9 protein-coding genes are annotated in these 14,031 nt (G+C 74.4%); 3 read left to right on the plus strand and 6 right to left on the minus strand.

Annotated elements, in window-relative coordinates; genetic code table 11:
• Positions 1-3: 3 nt before the first annotated feature.
• The gene (locus ACN27C_RS26325; RefSeq protein WP_422748798.1) at positions 4-261 is read right to left on the minus strand and encodes a DUF397 domain-containing protein; all 258 of its coding nucleotides are present in this window, start codon (positions 259-261) and stop codon (positions 4-6) included.
• Positions 262-486: 225 nt separating this feature from the next.
• Here ACN27C_RS26325 and ACN27C_RS26330 point away from each other — a divergent pair, with 225 nt between their 5' ends.
• Positions 487-1,122, plus strand: a complete 636-nt coding sequence (locus ACN27C_RS26330) for a GGDEF domain-containing protein (protein ID WP_120570194.1) — start codon at positions 487-489, stop codon at positions 1,120-1,122.
• A 106-nt stretch (positions 1,123-1,228) separates the two neighbouring features.
• On the opposite strand, the gene ACN27C_RS26335 is transcribed toward ACN27C_RS26330, so the two are convergent.
• The gene (locus ACN27C_RS26335; protein ID WP_357895747.1) at positions 1,229-1,723 is read right to left on the minus strand and encodes a type II toxin-antitoxin system PemK/MazF family toxin; all 495 of its coding nucleotides are present in this window, start codon (positions 1,721-1,723) and stop codon (positions 1,229-1,231) included.
• 69 nt (positions 1,724-1,792) lie between these two features.
• Between ACN27C_RS26335 and ACN27C_RS26340 the strand changes: the two genes are divergently transcribed.
• Together ACN27C_RS26340 and ACN27C_RS26345 are read left to right on the plus strand one after the other, a co-directional pair.
• Positions 1,793-2,305: an NUDIX hydrolase gene (locus ACN27C_RS26340; protein ID WP_357895750.1), complete on the plus strand. Its 513-nt coding sequence runs from the start codon at positions 1,793-1,795 to the stop codon at positions 2,303-2,305.
• A 43-nt stretch (positions 2,306-2,348) separates the two neighbouring features.
• Positions 2,349-3,557 carry a hypothetical protein gene (locus ACN27C_RS26345; protein WP_422748802.1) on the plus strand — a complete coding sequence of 403 codons (1,209 nt, stop codon included), beginning with the start codon at positions 2,349-2,351 and terminating at the stop codon, positions 3,555-3,557.
• On the opposite strand, the gene ACN27C_RS26350 is transcribed toward ACN27C_RS26345, so the two are convergent.
• The 4 genes from ACN27C_RS26350 to ACN27C_RS26365 form a co-directional block, all read right to left on the minus strand.
• Entirely contained in the window at positions 3,503-5,152 is a 1,650-nt protein-coding gene (locus ACN27C_RS26350; RefSeq protein WP_422748804.1) for a DUF885 domain-containing protein, read from the minus strand. The genes ACN27C_RS26345 and ACN27C_RS26350 overlap by 55 nt on opposite strands.
• An 82-nt stretch (positions 5,153-5,234) precedes the next feature.
• Positions 5,235-10,721, minus strand: a complete 5,487-nt coding sequence (locus ACN27C_RS26355; RefSeq protein ID WP_422748806.1) for an amino acid adenylation domain-containing protein — start codon at positions 10,719-10,721, stop codon at positions 5,235-5,237.
• Positions 10,721-13,846 (minus strand): non-ribosomal peptide synthetase, encoded by a 3,126-nt coding sequence (locus ACN27C_RS26360; RefSeq protein ID WP_422748808.1) that lies wholly within the window; start codon positions 13,844-13,846, stop codon positions 10,721-10,723. The genes ACN27C_RS26355 and ACN27C_RS26360 overlap by 1 nt, the downstream gene beginning before the upstream one ends.
• The gene (locus tag ACN27C_RS26365; RefSeq protein WP_120570202.1) at positions 13,843-14,031 is read right to left on the minus strand and encodes an MbtH family protein; all 189 of its coding nucleotides are present in this window, start codon (positions 14,029-14,031) and stop codon (positions 13,843-13,845) included. Before ACN27C_RS26365 ends, ACN27C_RS26360 begins: the two co-directional genes overlap by 4 nt.

The following is a 14,031-nucleotide window of genomic DNA, read 5'->3' on the forward strand; positions in this document are numbered from 1 at the left end:
GAGTCAGTCCCGTGCACGGGACGGCGGGATCAGGTGGTCGAAGTCGCCGTCCCGGGCGCCGAGCACGAACGCGGCGATCTCGTCCACTGTGTAGATCAGCGCCGGGCCCTCGGGGTGCCGGGAGTTGCGGACCGCGATGCCGCCACCGCCGGGCAACTCGGCCAGTTCGACGCAGTTGCCGCTGGGGTTGCTGCGGCGGCTCTTCAGCCAGCGCATCGGCGGCAACTCGGTCGCGGGCACGCCGTTCGGGGGTTGCTGCATGGGCGTCCTTCGGGATGAGCCAGCCGAGGCCGCGGGGAGGAGCGGTGGGTGGCGACGTCTGTCGACTGAGGAGTGAGATGCACGTGCATCTGCTATTGCATCTGCAATGGACAGAGAGCATGATAGCGGAAATACGGTGTGCCGGTTCGTTCACGCACGGTGACCCGAGCCCGGCCCCGGGGACGCCGCTCCGCGCGGCTTCGGGACTGCGGTGAGGAGGACGCGTTGGCGGATCCGATGACCATCGCCTCCGGCATCTCCGCGGCGGGCGCGATCGTCTCCGCCTGGCAGTTACGCCGCCGCGCGCTGCGCGCCGAAGCCGAGATCGAGCTGTTGCAGGCCGAGCTGGCCGCCGAGCGGCACGCCGCCAGCCACGACCCGCTCACCGGGCTGCCCAACCGCCGGGCGTTCTTCCGGCTCGCCGCCGCACTGCTCACCGACCCGGCCGGTCAGCCACTCGTCGCGGTCGTGCTCGACCTGGACAACTTCAAGCAGGTCAACGACCGCTACGGGCACGCCGCCGGAGACCAGGTGCTGGTCAGCGTGGCGCAGCGGCTCGCCGCGTTCGCCGGCCCCAACCTGGTCGCCCGGCTCGGCGGCGACGAGTTCGCCGGCCTGCTGGCCAGCCCCACGGCCGACCGCCGGTGGATCGAGCACGCCACCCGGCGGCTCTGCGAGGCGCTCGCCGCGCCGATCCCGCTGGGCACGCGCAGCATCCAGGTCACCGCCTCGGTCGGGCTCGCACCGGTGCACTGCCCCACCCAGCTCGCCGACGCGCTCTGCCGCGCCGACGCGGCCATGTACGAGGCGAAGACGCTCGGCCCCGCCCGCCCGGCCCGCCAGCTCGTCGCGGAGTGCTGAGCCGGCACCGCCCGGCTCGTCGCGCGGCGCTGAGCCCGGCTCGTCGCGCGGCGCTCAGCCCGGTCCGGCGGCTCGTCGCGGTGCCGGCCGGGCTCGGTCCGGCCGGTCAGCGCCAGCCGTAGCCGGCGCGCAACGCCTGCCCGACCCGGTCGAACCGCGGCCGGTCCAGCACCGCGCCCTCGCGGCGGATGCTGTCCTCGCGCATGGTGAGCACCCGGTCCAGGCGTACCCAGCTCGGCCGGTTGTCCCGGTCCCACTCCCCCGGGCCGAGCGCCAGCCAGTGCCGCTGACCGTCCCGGTCGCTCTGGCTGGACAGCATCAGCCCGAACAGCGTCCGGCTGTGCCGGCCCACCACCAGCACCGGACGGTCCTTGCCCTGACGCGGGTCGTCCTCGTACGGCACCCAGGTCCAGACGATCTCGCCCGGGTCGGCGTGGCCGTCCGGCTCCGGGGCGTACGACAGCTCGCGGCGCTGCAACGCGCTGACCTGGCGGCGGCGCGCGACCTGGGCCGGGATCGGCCCGCCGGGGCGGGCGGGGGCGGGCACGACCCGGGTGATCCGGCCGAGCTTCGACGCCACGTTCTTCAACAGACCTGCCACGGCGGGCAGCCTAGTCGGAGGTGTGCGGCGGTCGCGAGGCGGCGCGGCCCCGTTGCCTAGGCTGGGAGCGTGGAGTTGCCCGACGATCTGCCGCTGTTCGAGCGCAGCGCGGTACGGCTGGTGGTGCTCGACGCCGCCGACCGCCTGCTGCTGTTCCACACCCGCGACCCGGATCACCCGGACCTCGGCGTGTGGTGGGAGCTGCCCGGCGGCGGGCTGGACCCCGGTGAGACGTACCGGGAGGCGGCGGTCCGCGAACTGCGCGAGGAGACCGGCATCGCCATCGGCCCGGACGAGGTGGGCGCGCCGACGTGGCGGCGGCGGGCCAGCTTCCGGCACCGGCAGCGCCGCCACCTCCAGGACGAGGTGATCGTGGCGGTACGGCTGCCCGGCCCCGGGCCGGACGTGGACGCGGCGCTGCGGCTGGACTACGAGGTGGAGGACTACTTCGGGTTCCGCTGGTGGCCGCTGGCCGAGGTGCTCGCCGAGCGGCCGCGCTGCTACCCCGGGCGCCTGCCGGAACTGCTCCCGGCGTTCCTGGCCGGGACGGAGATCGACGAGCCGTTCGAGCTGTGGTCCTGACCGGCGGCGTGCCGCCGGGCGCGCCACCGGGCAGAGTGGAGCCGTGACCCCTCTGCGCGCACCCCTGGCCCGTTACGCCGAGCGGCTGCACCGCGCCGCCGGCGACACCCACCACGTCGCCTCCCCGCTGGGCGCCTGGCTGCTGCTGGCGCTGACCGGCCCGACCGCCACCGGCGACGCCCGCGCGGCGCTGGCCGAGGCGCTCGGCGCCGACCCGGACGACGCCGCGGCCGAGGCCCGGGCTCTGCTGGCCGCGCCGCACCCGATGGTCGCCGCCGCCACCGCGCTGTGGGAGCGCACGCCCGCGGCGGAGCTGGCCGCCTGGCGGGCCGCCCTGCCGGAGGACACCGAGCGCGGTGCGCTGCCGGACCAGGCGGCGCTCGACGCCTGGGCCCGCGAACGTACCGGCGGGCTGATCGACCGCTTCCCGGTCGACGTCACCCCGGACACGCTGCTGGTCCTGGCCAACGCGCTCGCGACCCGTGTGTCGTGGGCCGACCCGTTCGACACGGCTCCAGGCGCGGAGCTGGGCGCCGGCAGCGCCTGGTCGGGCCGCCTGCGGTGGGTGCTGCGCACGCCGCCGTCCGGGCACCGCTGCTGGGTGGCGGCCACCGGCCGGGCCGGCGACGTGGCGGTGCACGCGGTCCCGGCCGGCGACGGCGGCGCCGGGATGCTGGTGGTGTCGGTGGCCGCCGCGCCCGAGGTGCCGGCCGCCGACGTGCTGGCCGCCGCGCAGGAACTGGCGAGCGCCGCCGCGTTCGCCCCGGACGCCGTACCGGGTCACCGGTCGCTGTTCGACCTGCCGCTGGGCGAGACGCCACTGTGGGCGCTGCGGGAGGAGCCGACCCGGACGTACGCGGCCGACGGCCGGGAGGAACGCGCCACGGCAGTGCTGCCGTGCTGGTCGGCGCAGAGCCGGCACGACCTCACCGCGCCCGGGTTCGGCTTCGACGCGGCGGCGCGGGCGCTCGGCGAGCTGCTGGGCCTGACCGGGCCGGAGTTCGACGCCGCGCAGTCGGCGGTGGCGCGGTTCGGCCGCTACGGCTTCGAGGCCGCCGCGGTGACCGCGTTCGGCCGGGCGACGGCGCTGCCGCCGGAGGGGGTCGCCCGCGTCGCGGAGCTGCGGTTCGGTCACCCGTACGCGGTGGTCGCGGTGACCACCGACCCGGACGGCGGCCCGTGGCACGCGCTGCCGGTCTACTCCGCCTGGGTGGCCGACCCGGAGGAGCTGCCCGCCGACGAGGCCGGATAGGCGGCGAGCGCGCTCCTGAGCTGGTCCAGCCCCAGCGAGCCGAGTTCCAGCGCCCGGTTGTGGAACGCCCGCCGGTCGCCGGGGAACGCCGCGCGGCCGTCGCGCCACACCCGCTCCCCCACCTTGTAGGTGAGCGCCTGCCCGGGCCGGCCCAGGTAGCGGGCCAGCTCCAGAGGCGCGTACGGGCCCTGGTGGCAGCGGTCGCGCAGCAGGTCCAGCGCGGCGTCCGGCGTCCACGGCGCGCCGCCGCCGGAGGGCATCGGCAGCCGTAGGTGCAGGCCGATGTCGAGCACCACCCGGGCCGCCCGCAGCAGTTGCATGAACAGGTGTCCCAGCCGGGCGCCCGGCTGCTCGTAGAGCCCGAGCTCGTCCATGAACCGCTCGGCGTACAGGGCCCAGCCCTCCTGGGCGCCGGAGAGCCCGCCGAGCAGGTTCAGCCGCTGCCCGGGTCCGCCCCGGCACGCCTCGGAGCCGAGGTGCAGGTGGTGGCCGGGGACGCCCTCGTGGTACGCGGTGCTGTACGCCCACCAGGTGGGGAAGTGCTCCCGGCCCTCGGGCAGCAGCCACGAGACCCGGCCCGGCCGCGTCAGGTCCCGCGACGGACCGATGTAGGCGGTGCCGCCCGACCCGGTGATGCGTGACTCGATGCGCCGCAGCGGCGCGGGGATGTCGAAGTGGGTGCCGTGCAGCCGCTCGGTGGTGGCCTCCAGCAACTCCTGGAGCCAGGCGCCGAACGCGTCCCGGCCGTGCACGACGCCCGGCGCGCCGGGGCGGTCGAGCCGGTCCCGCACCTCGGGCACGGTGCCGCCCAGGGCCCTCGCCTCGGCGACGAGTTCCGCCTCGATCGTGGTGAACTCGTCCCAGCCCCACTCGTACAGCTCGCGCAGGTCCGGTTCCGCGCCGAGGAAGGCCCGCACCCAGAGCGCGTACCGCGCCGGGCCGAACGCCTCGTCGTCGTGCGCCAGCGGCGCGAGGTCCGCGGTGAGCGTCGCGGCGAACCTCCGGTAGGCCGCCTGGGCATCGCGCGCCGCCGCCTGCAACGACCGCTGCTGCGGGCCGTCGCCGTACCGGTCCACCAGGGTCGTGTCGTCGTCGATCCAGGCGCGGCAGCGCTGCGTCACCAGCTCCACCTGGCGCCGGGCCGGCAGGTGACCGCGGGCGGCGGCGAGCAGGAGGCTGCGGGCGTACCCGTCGAGTGCCGCCGGGATCGCGGCCTGGCGGGCGCCGACGCGGGCCCAGCCGTCCTCGGAGGCCGCGCCCTCGGCGTCGCGGCCCGGCACCGCCGACTCGACGCACTGTCGGATGAGCTGGAGCGGGCCGGTGGCCGCGGCGTGCAGTTCCCGCAGGTCCTCCCCGGCGTCGTGGAAGGCGATCCGGGCGCGCAGCCGCTCCGCGAGGTGGGCGTGCAGCGGGGTCGCGGGCAGCGCCTCGATCCGGCGCAGGGTGTGCGCGGCGAGGTCAGCGCGGGCCTGGTGACCGTCCGGGCTGTAGTCGGTGAGCCCGTCGACGTCCTGCTCACCGGCCTCGACCACTGCGGCGCACGGATCGAGGCGCCCCATCTCCCGCAGCAGCGCGTCGGTGACGTCCTCGCTCATCGCACCGATGCTAGCCCCGGTGATCACGGAGTTCGCGTCGGCCGGGTGCCCGGAACCGACGCGAACTCCGTGATCGACACGGTCAGACCGAGACGAGTTCCTTCTTCTCGGCCTTGGCGGCCAGGCGCTTCTCCCGCTCCTGGGCGCCGATCAGGTCGTCCGGCAGGGAGTCCTCCACCTCCAGGTCGAACCGGCGCAGCAGCCGGATCGCGAAACCGCCGAGCGTGATGAGGATCAGCGCCGCGCCGAAGCAGATGTACGCGAAACCGATGCCCCGGCCCGGTCCGGTGCCGATCACCGCGCCCACCGAACCGGCCAGCGCCCCACCGGGTGCGAGCATCGGCTCGAACAGCGCGGTGGCGCCGGGCGCGAGCAGCGCGAACCCGATCGGCAGCGTCGACCAGGAGATGGTCTGGTTGAGGCTGAACACCCGGCCGTGGAAGCGCTGCGGCACCTTCACCTGGACGATCGTCGCGTAGATCGACTGCGCGGTGGTCATCGACATGGCCAGCCAGCAGAAGCCGACGCAGATCATCGCCACCGACGCGTCCAGGCCGATCAGCACGCAACCGATCGCGGTGCCCAGGTTGCCGACCAGGACGCCGATCATGCGGCGCTTGCGCGGACCGCCCCACAGCGACATCAGCACGCCGCCGAGCACCGCGCCGACCGCCTCGGCCAGCGCCACCTGCGCCACCTGGGTCGGGCTGCCGAACGACAGCACCAGCGGCGTGATGAGCACCAGCGCGGGCGCCAGGAAGATGTTGCCCAGCGCGAAGTAGCCGAGCATCAGCCGGAACCCGCGGTGCCGCCAGGAGTAGCGCATGCCGTTGGCGATGGCCACCAGCAGCCGTTCCCGGGGCCGCCAGCCCAGCGCGTCCGGGAAGCGGACCACGGCGAGGGTGAGCACCGCGAACACGTAGCTGGCCACGTCGACCAGCAGGATGCCCTTCAGCTCGATGGTGGCGAGCAGGCCGGCCGCGAACGCCGGCATGAGCAGCGTGGCCACACCGGTGGAGAGCTGGGTGATGCCCATGGCGTGCCCGAGGTAGCGCTTGGGCACGAGCTGCGGCACCGCCGACTGGAACGCGATCCGCTGGAACGAACCGGCCACCGAACTGAGCGCCACCAGCATGTAGATGTGCCAGAGCACCAGGTTGTCGGTCCACAACAGGGTGGCCAGCACGAGCTGGACGGAACCGGCGAAGCAGCTCGCCGTCATCATGATCCGCCGCCGGCTGACCCGGTCGACCAGCGCGCCGGCCACCGGCAGCATGAGCACGCCACAGATCAGCGCGAGCGCCCACAGCAGGCCGAGGTTCGCCACCGAGCCGGTACGGTTGAACAGCCAGATCGGCAGCGCGAACGCGGTCAGCGCGGAACCGGTGCTGGAGATGAGCTGACCGGTCGTGATGGCCATGAACCGGCCCATGCTCGGCTTGACCGTGGTGGTGGGCTTGCGGTCCTCACCCACCCGCAGCGTGTCGGCCACCACCCACCCGGCGTCCTCGCCCCGGGCCTCCGCGGTCAGCGCGCCGACGTCACCGGCGACGACCGCCGGGTGCACCCGGGTGACGATCTCGGCCAGTTCCTCGGCCCGGTACTTGAGGAAGAAGTGCCCGGCCTGGTCGAGAACCACGAGGCCGAGCGTGTCGCTGAGGAACTGCCACTCGGCGTACCGCTCGCGGTAGTAGTCGGTCACCGGATCCTCGGAGCCGACCACCGAGATGATCGGCGTCCGGAGCTTCTCCGCCTGCTGGTCCAGCAGCCGGGTGAAGTACTCCTCCGAGGCGCGGGAGTCGGCCCGCATGTTGCTGATGATCCGGTCGGCCTGCTCCGGGTCCAGCTCGTCGGTGTCCACACCCATCGACTTGAGCCAGCTCGCCGAGTGCCTGTTGCTGCTGAGCCGCTCGAGGCGGTCGCGGAGCGCCGCGATCACGCCCTTCGGACGGGCGAACGGGAACATGGCGCCGATGTAGACGGCCTCCAGGTCCCGGCCGGCCGCCTCGACCTTGCGGGCCACGTCGGCGAGGATGGCGCTGCCCACGCCGCAGTGGCCGTACAGGGCGATCGGTCCCTCGACCCGCTCCAGGATCTCGTCGGCGACCCGGCTGGTCAGCTCGTCGAACGGCAGCGCGTCCTCGCTGAGACCCACGTCGTGGCCGGGGATCGCCAGCGACCACAGCCCGTACCCGGCCGGCAGCGCGTCGGCAAGCGGCTGGTAGACGATGGCGCTGCCGCCGCCGTACGGAACGCAGACGTACGTCAGCACCCGCTTGCCCGCCGGGATCGGCTTGGTCAGCTCGTAGAGCAGCCGGCGCGGCCCCTCGTGCGCGGCGTCACCGGAGATGAACGCGGCGAGGTCCCGGATGGTGCGCTGCTGGAACAGGTCCATCACGCCGACCGCCCGGCCGCCCAGCTCTGCCTTGCGGATCTTGGCGACCACCTGGGTGGCCAGCATCGAGTGCCCGCCCAGGTCGAAGAAGTCGTCGTCGATGCCGAGCGTGTCAACGCCCAGCACTTCGGACCAGATCGCGGCGAGCGCCCGCTCGGTGTCGTCGCGCGGCTCGACCAGCGCCACCGACGCCTCGCGGGTGACCACCGGCGCGGGCAGCGCCTTGCGGTCCAGCTTGCCGTTCGGGGTCAGCGGCAGCGCGTCGAGCGTGACGAACGCGGCCGGCACCATGTATTCGGGCAGCGTGTCCTTCAGCGCCGCCTTCAGCGCGGCGTGCTCCGCGGCGCCGACCAGGTACGCGGTGAGCCGCTTGTCGCCCGGGCTGTCCTCGCGGACGATCACCGTGGCCTCGGTGACGCCCGGCTGCTCGCGCAGCGCGCTCTCGATCTCGCCCAGCTCGATGCGCAGGCCGCGCAGCTTGACCTGGTGGTCGATCCGGCCCAGGAACTCGATCACCCCGGCGCCGTCCGGGCCGACGACCCAGCGGGCCAGGTCGCCGGTGCGGTAGAGGCGGGCGCCCGGCTCGTCCGAGTACGGGTCGGGGACGAACTTCTCCGCCGTCAGCGCCGGCCGGCGGTGGTAGCCGCGGGCCAGCCCGACGCCGCCGATGTGCAGCTCACCGGCCACCCCGACCGGGCACTGCGCGCCGGACGGGTCGAGCACGTGCAGCCGCAGATTGGCGATCGGCGCGCCGATCGGCACGCTCGTCACCTGCGCCAGCCGGTCCGGCTCGCACGCCCAGGCGGTCACGTCGATGGCCGCCTCGGTCGGGCCGTACAGGTTGTGCAGGCCGCACCAGGGCAGCCGGGCGGTGAAGTCGGCCGCCGACGCCAGCGGCAGCTCCTCGCCGGAGCAGATCACCCGGCGCAGCGCGGTGGCCGCCTCCACACCGTCCTCGGCGAGGAAGACGGTGAGCATCGACGGGACGAAGTGGGCGGTGGTGATCCGCTCGGACACCAGCAGGTCGCGCAGGTAGCCGGCGTCCTTGTGGCCGCCGGGCTTCGCCAGCACCAGGCGGGCACCGGTGCGCAGCGGCCAGAAGAACTCCCACACCGACACGTCGAAGCTCGCCGGGGTCTTCTGGAGCACCGCGTCGTCGGCGCCGAGGCGGTACGTCTTCTGCATCCAGTCGAGCCGGTTGACGATGCCCCGGTGGGTGTTCGGCACGCCCTTGGGGCGGCCGGTGGAGCCGGAGGTGTAGATGACGTACGCCAGGTGCTCCGGCCCGGCCGTCGGCCCGGGGTCGGTCCCGGGCTGGTCGGCCCAGACTGCGGCGTCGTCCAGTTCGAGCACCGTGGCGCCGGTGTCGGGCAGCACGTCGCGCAGGTGCGACTGGACCAGCACCACCGGCGCGTCCGCGTCGCCGACCATGAACGCGAGCCGGTCGGCCGGGTACTCCGGGTCCAGCGGCAGGTACGCGCCGCCGGCCTTGAGCACGCCGAGCAGCCCGGCGACCAGTTCCACCGAGCGTTCCGCGCACACCCCGACGAGCGTCTCCGGGCCGACGCCGGCCGCGCGCAGCCGGTGCGCGACGCGGTTGGCCTGCGCGTTCAGCTCGGCGTACGTGCGGCTGTGCCCGTCGATGGTGACCGCCACCGCGTCCGGGGTGGCCGCGGCGCGCTCCTCGATCGGGCCGTGCAGCGTCTGCTCGCGCGGGAAGTCCGCAGTGGTGTCGTTCCAGGCGGCGAGCAGGTCCCGCTCGGCGGCGGGCAGCAGCGGCAGCCGGGACACCGGGGTGTCCGGCGCGGCGACGACCGCGTCCAGCAACGCGGTCCACCGCTGCGCCATCCGCTCCACGGTCACCCGGTCGAACAGGTCGGTGTTGAAGACCAGCTTGCCCCAGAGCCCGTCGACGGTCTCCACCGCGTGCAGCTCGAAGTCGAACCGGGTGGCCTGCAACTCCATCGGGGTCCAGGAGAACGTGACCTCGTCGGTGCGGGACACGCCGGTGAACCGGCCCATCTCGTAGTTCTGCAGCACGAACATGGCCTGGAACACCGGGGAGCGGCTGACGTCGCGCGGCAGGCCCAGCTCGTGGACCACCTTGGCGAACGGCACCTCGGCGTGCTCGAACCCGTCCAGCACGGTGCGGCGGGTGCGTTCCAGCAGCTCGGTGAACGTCGGATCGTCGCCCAGGTCGGCGCGCAGCGGCAGCATGTTGATGAACATGCCGACGAGGTTCTCCAGCTCCGGTGCGGACCGGCCGGCCACCGACGCGCCGATCGCGAAGTCGTCCTGACCGGCGTGCCGGGCCAGCAGCACCTGGTACGCGGCGAGCAGCGTCATGAACAGCGTGCCGCCGCTGTCGCGGGTGAGCGTGTTGAGCGCCTCGGTGGCGGCCGGGTCGAGCTGGAACTCGACGAAGTCGCCCCGGTACGTCTGGGTGGCCGGGCGCGGCCGGTCCAGCGGCAGTTCCAGCGGCGTGATGCCGGCCAGCCGCTGCTTCCAGTAGTCGACGTGCGCCCGCGCCTGCGGACCGTCCAGCTCCTGGGCCTCCCAGACGGCGAAGTCGCCGTACTGGATCGGCAGCGCGGGCGGCTCGCCGCCCCGGTAGAGCGTGATCAGGTCGCGCAGCAGCACGTCCACCGACCAGCCGTCGCCGACGATGTGGTGCTGGGCGAGGAACAGCACGTGGTCCTCGGCGGTCAGCCGGATCAGCAGGGCCCGCAGCAGCGGACCGTTGGCCAGGTCGAACGGCTCGGCCGCCGCCGCGTCCACGAGCGCCTGCGCGGCGGCCTCGTCGGGCGCGTCCACCACTGTGAGCGGCACGTCGGCGGTGTCCGCGACGACCACTGTGGGACGGCCGTCGGCGTCGGCCGGGAAGCGGGTGCGCTGCGACTCGTGCCGCTCGGCCAGCCCGGTCAGGGCGGCACGCAGCGCGTCCACGTCCAGTGGTCCGCGCACCCGCAGCGGCACCGCGATGTGGTACGCCGCCTCGCCCGGGGCGAGCTGGTCCATGAACCAGACCCGCTCCTGGGCGTAGGACAGCGGCACCTCCGCGCCGGACGGGCGGGGGGTGATCCGGGCCGCGGGAGCGGTCTGGCGGGCGCGTAGCCGTCGGGCGATCAGCGCCTGCCGGGCCGCCTCGCGGGCCGGATCCTTCAGGTCGGTCATCAGTTGGTTCCCTCTTCCGCCGCGAGCAGCGCGGCGACCTCGGTGTCGGAGAGCCCGTCGAGTTCGGCGGCGATCCGCTGTTCGATCTGGGCGGCCAGGTCCGCCACCACGGGGCTGCTGAACAGCGCCCGCATGGGCAGGTCGACGTCCACCTCGGCGCGGATCCGGGCCATCGCCCGCATGCCGCGCAGCGAGTTGCCGCCGAGGGCGAAGAAGTCGTCCAGGGCGCCGACCTTCTCCACCTGGAGGATCTCGGCGTACACCTCGGCGACCAGCCCCTCGGCCTCGGTGCGGGGCGCGACGTAGCTGTCCTGGGCCTGCTCGGCCGCCGCCGGGGCGGGCAGCGCGGCACGGTCCAGCTTGCCGTTCGGCGTCAGCGGCAGCGCGTCCAGCCGGACCAGGGCGGCCGGCACCAGGTGCGCGGGCAACTCGCGGGCCAGTTCGGCGCGGACCGAGTCCTCGTGGGCCGGGCCCACCAGGTAGCCGACGAGTGCCGGCTCGCCGCCGTCGGTGCGTACCGCCGCGGCGGCGGCGCGCACGTCCGGGTGGGCCAGCAGCGCCGCCTCGACCTCGCCCAGCTCGATGCGCATACCGCGCACCTTGACCTGGTCGTCGCGGCGACCCAGGTAGTCCAGCGTGCCGTCGGCGCGCCAGCGGGCCAGGTCGCCGGTGGCGTACATCCGGGCGCCGGGCGGGCCGTACGGGCAGGGCAGGAACCGCTCCGCGGTCAGGCCGGGCCGGTCGTGGTAGCCGCGGGCGAGCTGGGTGCCGGTGACGTACAGCTCCCCCACCACGCCCGGGGGCACCGGCCGCAGGGCGGCGTCGAGCAGCAGCGCCCGGGTGTTCCAGGTGGGCGTGCCGATCGGCACCGGACCGGCCGGGACCGGTTCGCCGGGGGCGATCCGGGCCGCGACGCAACCCACAGTGGCCTCCGTCGGGCCGTACTCGTTGATCACCGCCACGTCGGGGTTCGCGGCCCGCCAGGCGGCGAGCTGCTCCCCGGTCAGCGCCTCGCCGCCGATCACCAGGTCCGCCGTCGGCGACAGCTCGCCGTCGAGCAGCGGCAGGTGGCTCGGCGTGACCTTGAGGAAGGCCGGCCGGCCACCGGCGCGGGCGGCCGGGTCGTCGATCGCGGCGAGCCGGACCGTGCCGCCGGCGGTCAGCGTGCCGAGCAGGCCGGTGACGGTGAGGTCGAACGACACCGGCGAGTGCAGCAGCGCCACCCCGGACAGCCCCGGGTAGGTGGCGCGGGCCCACGCCAGGTACGCGGTCACCGCCCGGTGCTCGACCACCACGCCCTTCGGGCGGCCGGTGGAGCCGGAGGTGTAGAGCACGTACGCCGGGTGCTCCGGGCGCAGCGGCGCGACCCGGTCGGCGTCGGTGAGGTCGTCGCCGGCCTGGTCCGAGCCGACCTCGCCGTCGAGCACCAGCGCGTCGCCGGGCACCAGGGCGGCGGTGTCCGGCGTGGTCACCACCAGCGCCGGTGCGGCGTCGGCCAGGAGGTACGCGATCCGGCCGGCCGGGTACGCGGTGTCCACCGGCACGTAGGCGGCACCGGCCTTCAGCACCGCGAGCATCGCCACGACGAGGTCGCAGGAGCGGGGCAGCGCCAGCGCGACCCTGGTCTCCGGGCCGGCACCGCGCGCCACGAGCAGCCGGGCCAGCCGGTTCGCGGCGGTGTTCAGCTCGCCGTAGCCGAGCGTCACGCCGTCGCAGACCAGCGCCGCCGCGTCCGGGGTGGCGGCGGCCTGCCGCTGCACCTCGTCGACCACAGTGGTCACCGGCACGTCGTGGGCGGTGTCGTTCCAGGCGTCGAGCACCTTTTCCCGCTCGGCGTCGGTGAGCAGCGGCAGTGCGCCGACCGTACGCTCCGGCTCGGCGACGGCGGCGGCGAGCAGCCGTACGTAGCGGCTGACCACCGTCTCGGCCGTGGCCCGGTCGAACAGCTCGGTGCGGTAGACCAGGCGGCAGTCGCCGGTGGTGATGTCGAAGGCCAGGTCGTCCTTCGTGGTGCCCAGCTCCACCGGGTCGAGGCCGGAGTCCGGGATCCAGTTCAGCGCGGTCTGGAAGATCGGCTGCACCGACGGGTCACGCTGCGGGTCGACCGCCTCGACGATCTTCTGGAACGGCGTCTGCCCGTGCTCCATGGCGTCGATCAGGCCGTTGCGGACGCGGCCCAGCAGCGCCGCGAACGTCGGGTCGCCGGAGACGTCGCAGCGCAGCGCCACCGGGTTGACGAACATGCCGATCAGCGGCGTCAGCTCCGGGTTGTCCCGGCCCGCGGTGGAGACGCCGACCACCACGTCGGCGTCGCCGGAGATCCGCGACAGCAGCGCCGCGAAACCGGCCAGCAGCACCATGTACGGGGTGGCCTGCGCGCCGGTGGCCAGCGCGCCGACGCCGTCCAGCAGCCCGTCGGGCAGCGTGAAGCGCACCTCGTCACCGGCGAACCCGAGCTGGGCCGGGCGGGGCCGGTCCAGCGGCAGGCCGGTGACCGGCGGCGCGCCGGCCAGGTGACCGGTCCAGAACGCGAGCTGACGGTCCAGTTCCTCGCCGGTGAGCTGCTGGCGCTGCCAGACCGCGAAGTCGGCGTACTGGATGGGCAGCTCGGGCACGGCGGGCTCGGCGCCGGTGCGCGCGGCCTCGCAGAACGCGAGCAGCTCGGCGTGGAACAGCACCGCCGAGTGGCTGTCGAAGACGGCGTGGTGCACCACGAACGCCAGCGCGAGCCCTTCGGTCATGCGGATCAGCCGGGCCCGCCACAGCGGCGCCGCGTCCAGCGGGATCGGCAGGCGCGCCATCTCGCCGCGGATGCGCTCGAACTCGGCCCGCTGCTCACCGGCGGGCAGGTGGGTGACGTCGGTGACGGGCAGCGGCGCCGGCTCGTGGGCGCGTACGACCTGCACCAGCGCGCCGTCGTCGGTCCGCAGGTGGGTACGCAGCGCCTCGTGCCGGGCGATCACCCGGTTGACCACGTCACCGGCCGTGCCGGCGTCCACGCCGGCCGGGAACAGCCACGGGAAGGACACGTTGAACACCGGCGAGCCGGCGTCGAGCTGGTTGGCCATCCACACCCGCTCCTGGGCGTAGGAGGCCGGGAACGTCCACTCCTGGCTCGTGCTCATGAGAGTGCCTCGCGCACGGAGCGGGGACGCATGTCGGTCCAGACCTCGTCCACGTGGGCCAGGCACTGCTCGCGGCTGCCGGCGAAGCCGGTGTCGTGCCAGCCGGCGGGCAGGTCCCGGTCGGCCGACCAGATCGAGTACTGCTCCTCGTCGTTGCGGACGACCAGGAATCGGGGTTCGGCCAT

It is taken from the genome of Micromonospora sp. WMMD1219, from assembly GCF_049315215.1.
In the GTDB taxonomy this organism is placed as follows: domain Bacteria; phylum Actinomycetota; class Actinomycetes; order Mycobacteriales; family Micromonosporaceae; genus Micromonospora; species Micromonospora tulbaghiae.

Excerpts from the sequence above, each read along its gene's own strand:
- ACN27C_RS26325 (WP_422748798.1), bottom strand. The coding sequence starts at position 261 with ATGCAGCAACCCCCGAACGGCGTGCCCGCGACCGAGTTGCCGCCGATG.
- ACN27C_RS26350 (WP_422748804.1), bottom strand. The coding sequence starts at position 5,152 with ATGAGCGAGGACGTCACCGACGCGCTGCTGCGGGAGATGGGGCGCCTC.
- ACN27C_RS26355 (WP_422748806.1), bottom strand. The coding sequence starts at position 10,721 with ATGACCGACCTGAAGGATCCGGCCCGCGAGGCGGCCCGGCAGGCGCTG.
- ACN27C_RS26360 (WP_422748808.1), bottom strand. The coding sequence starts at position 13,846 with ATGAGCACGAGCCAGGAGTGGACGTTCCCGGCCTCCTACGCCCAGGAG.
- ACN27C_RS26365 (WP_120570202.1), bottom strand. The coding sequence starts at position 14,031 with ATGGCCGAACCCCGATTCCTGGTCGTCCGCAACGACGAGGAGCAGTAC.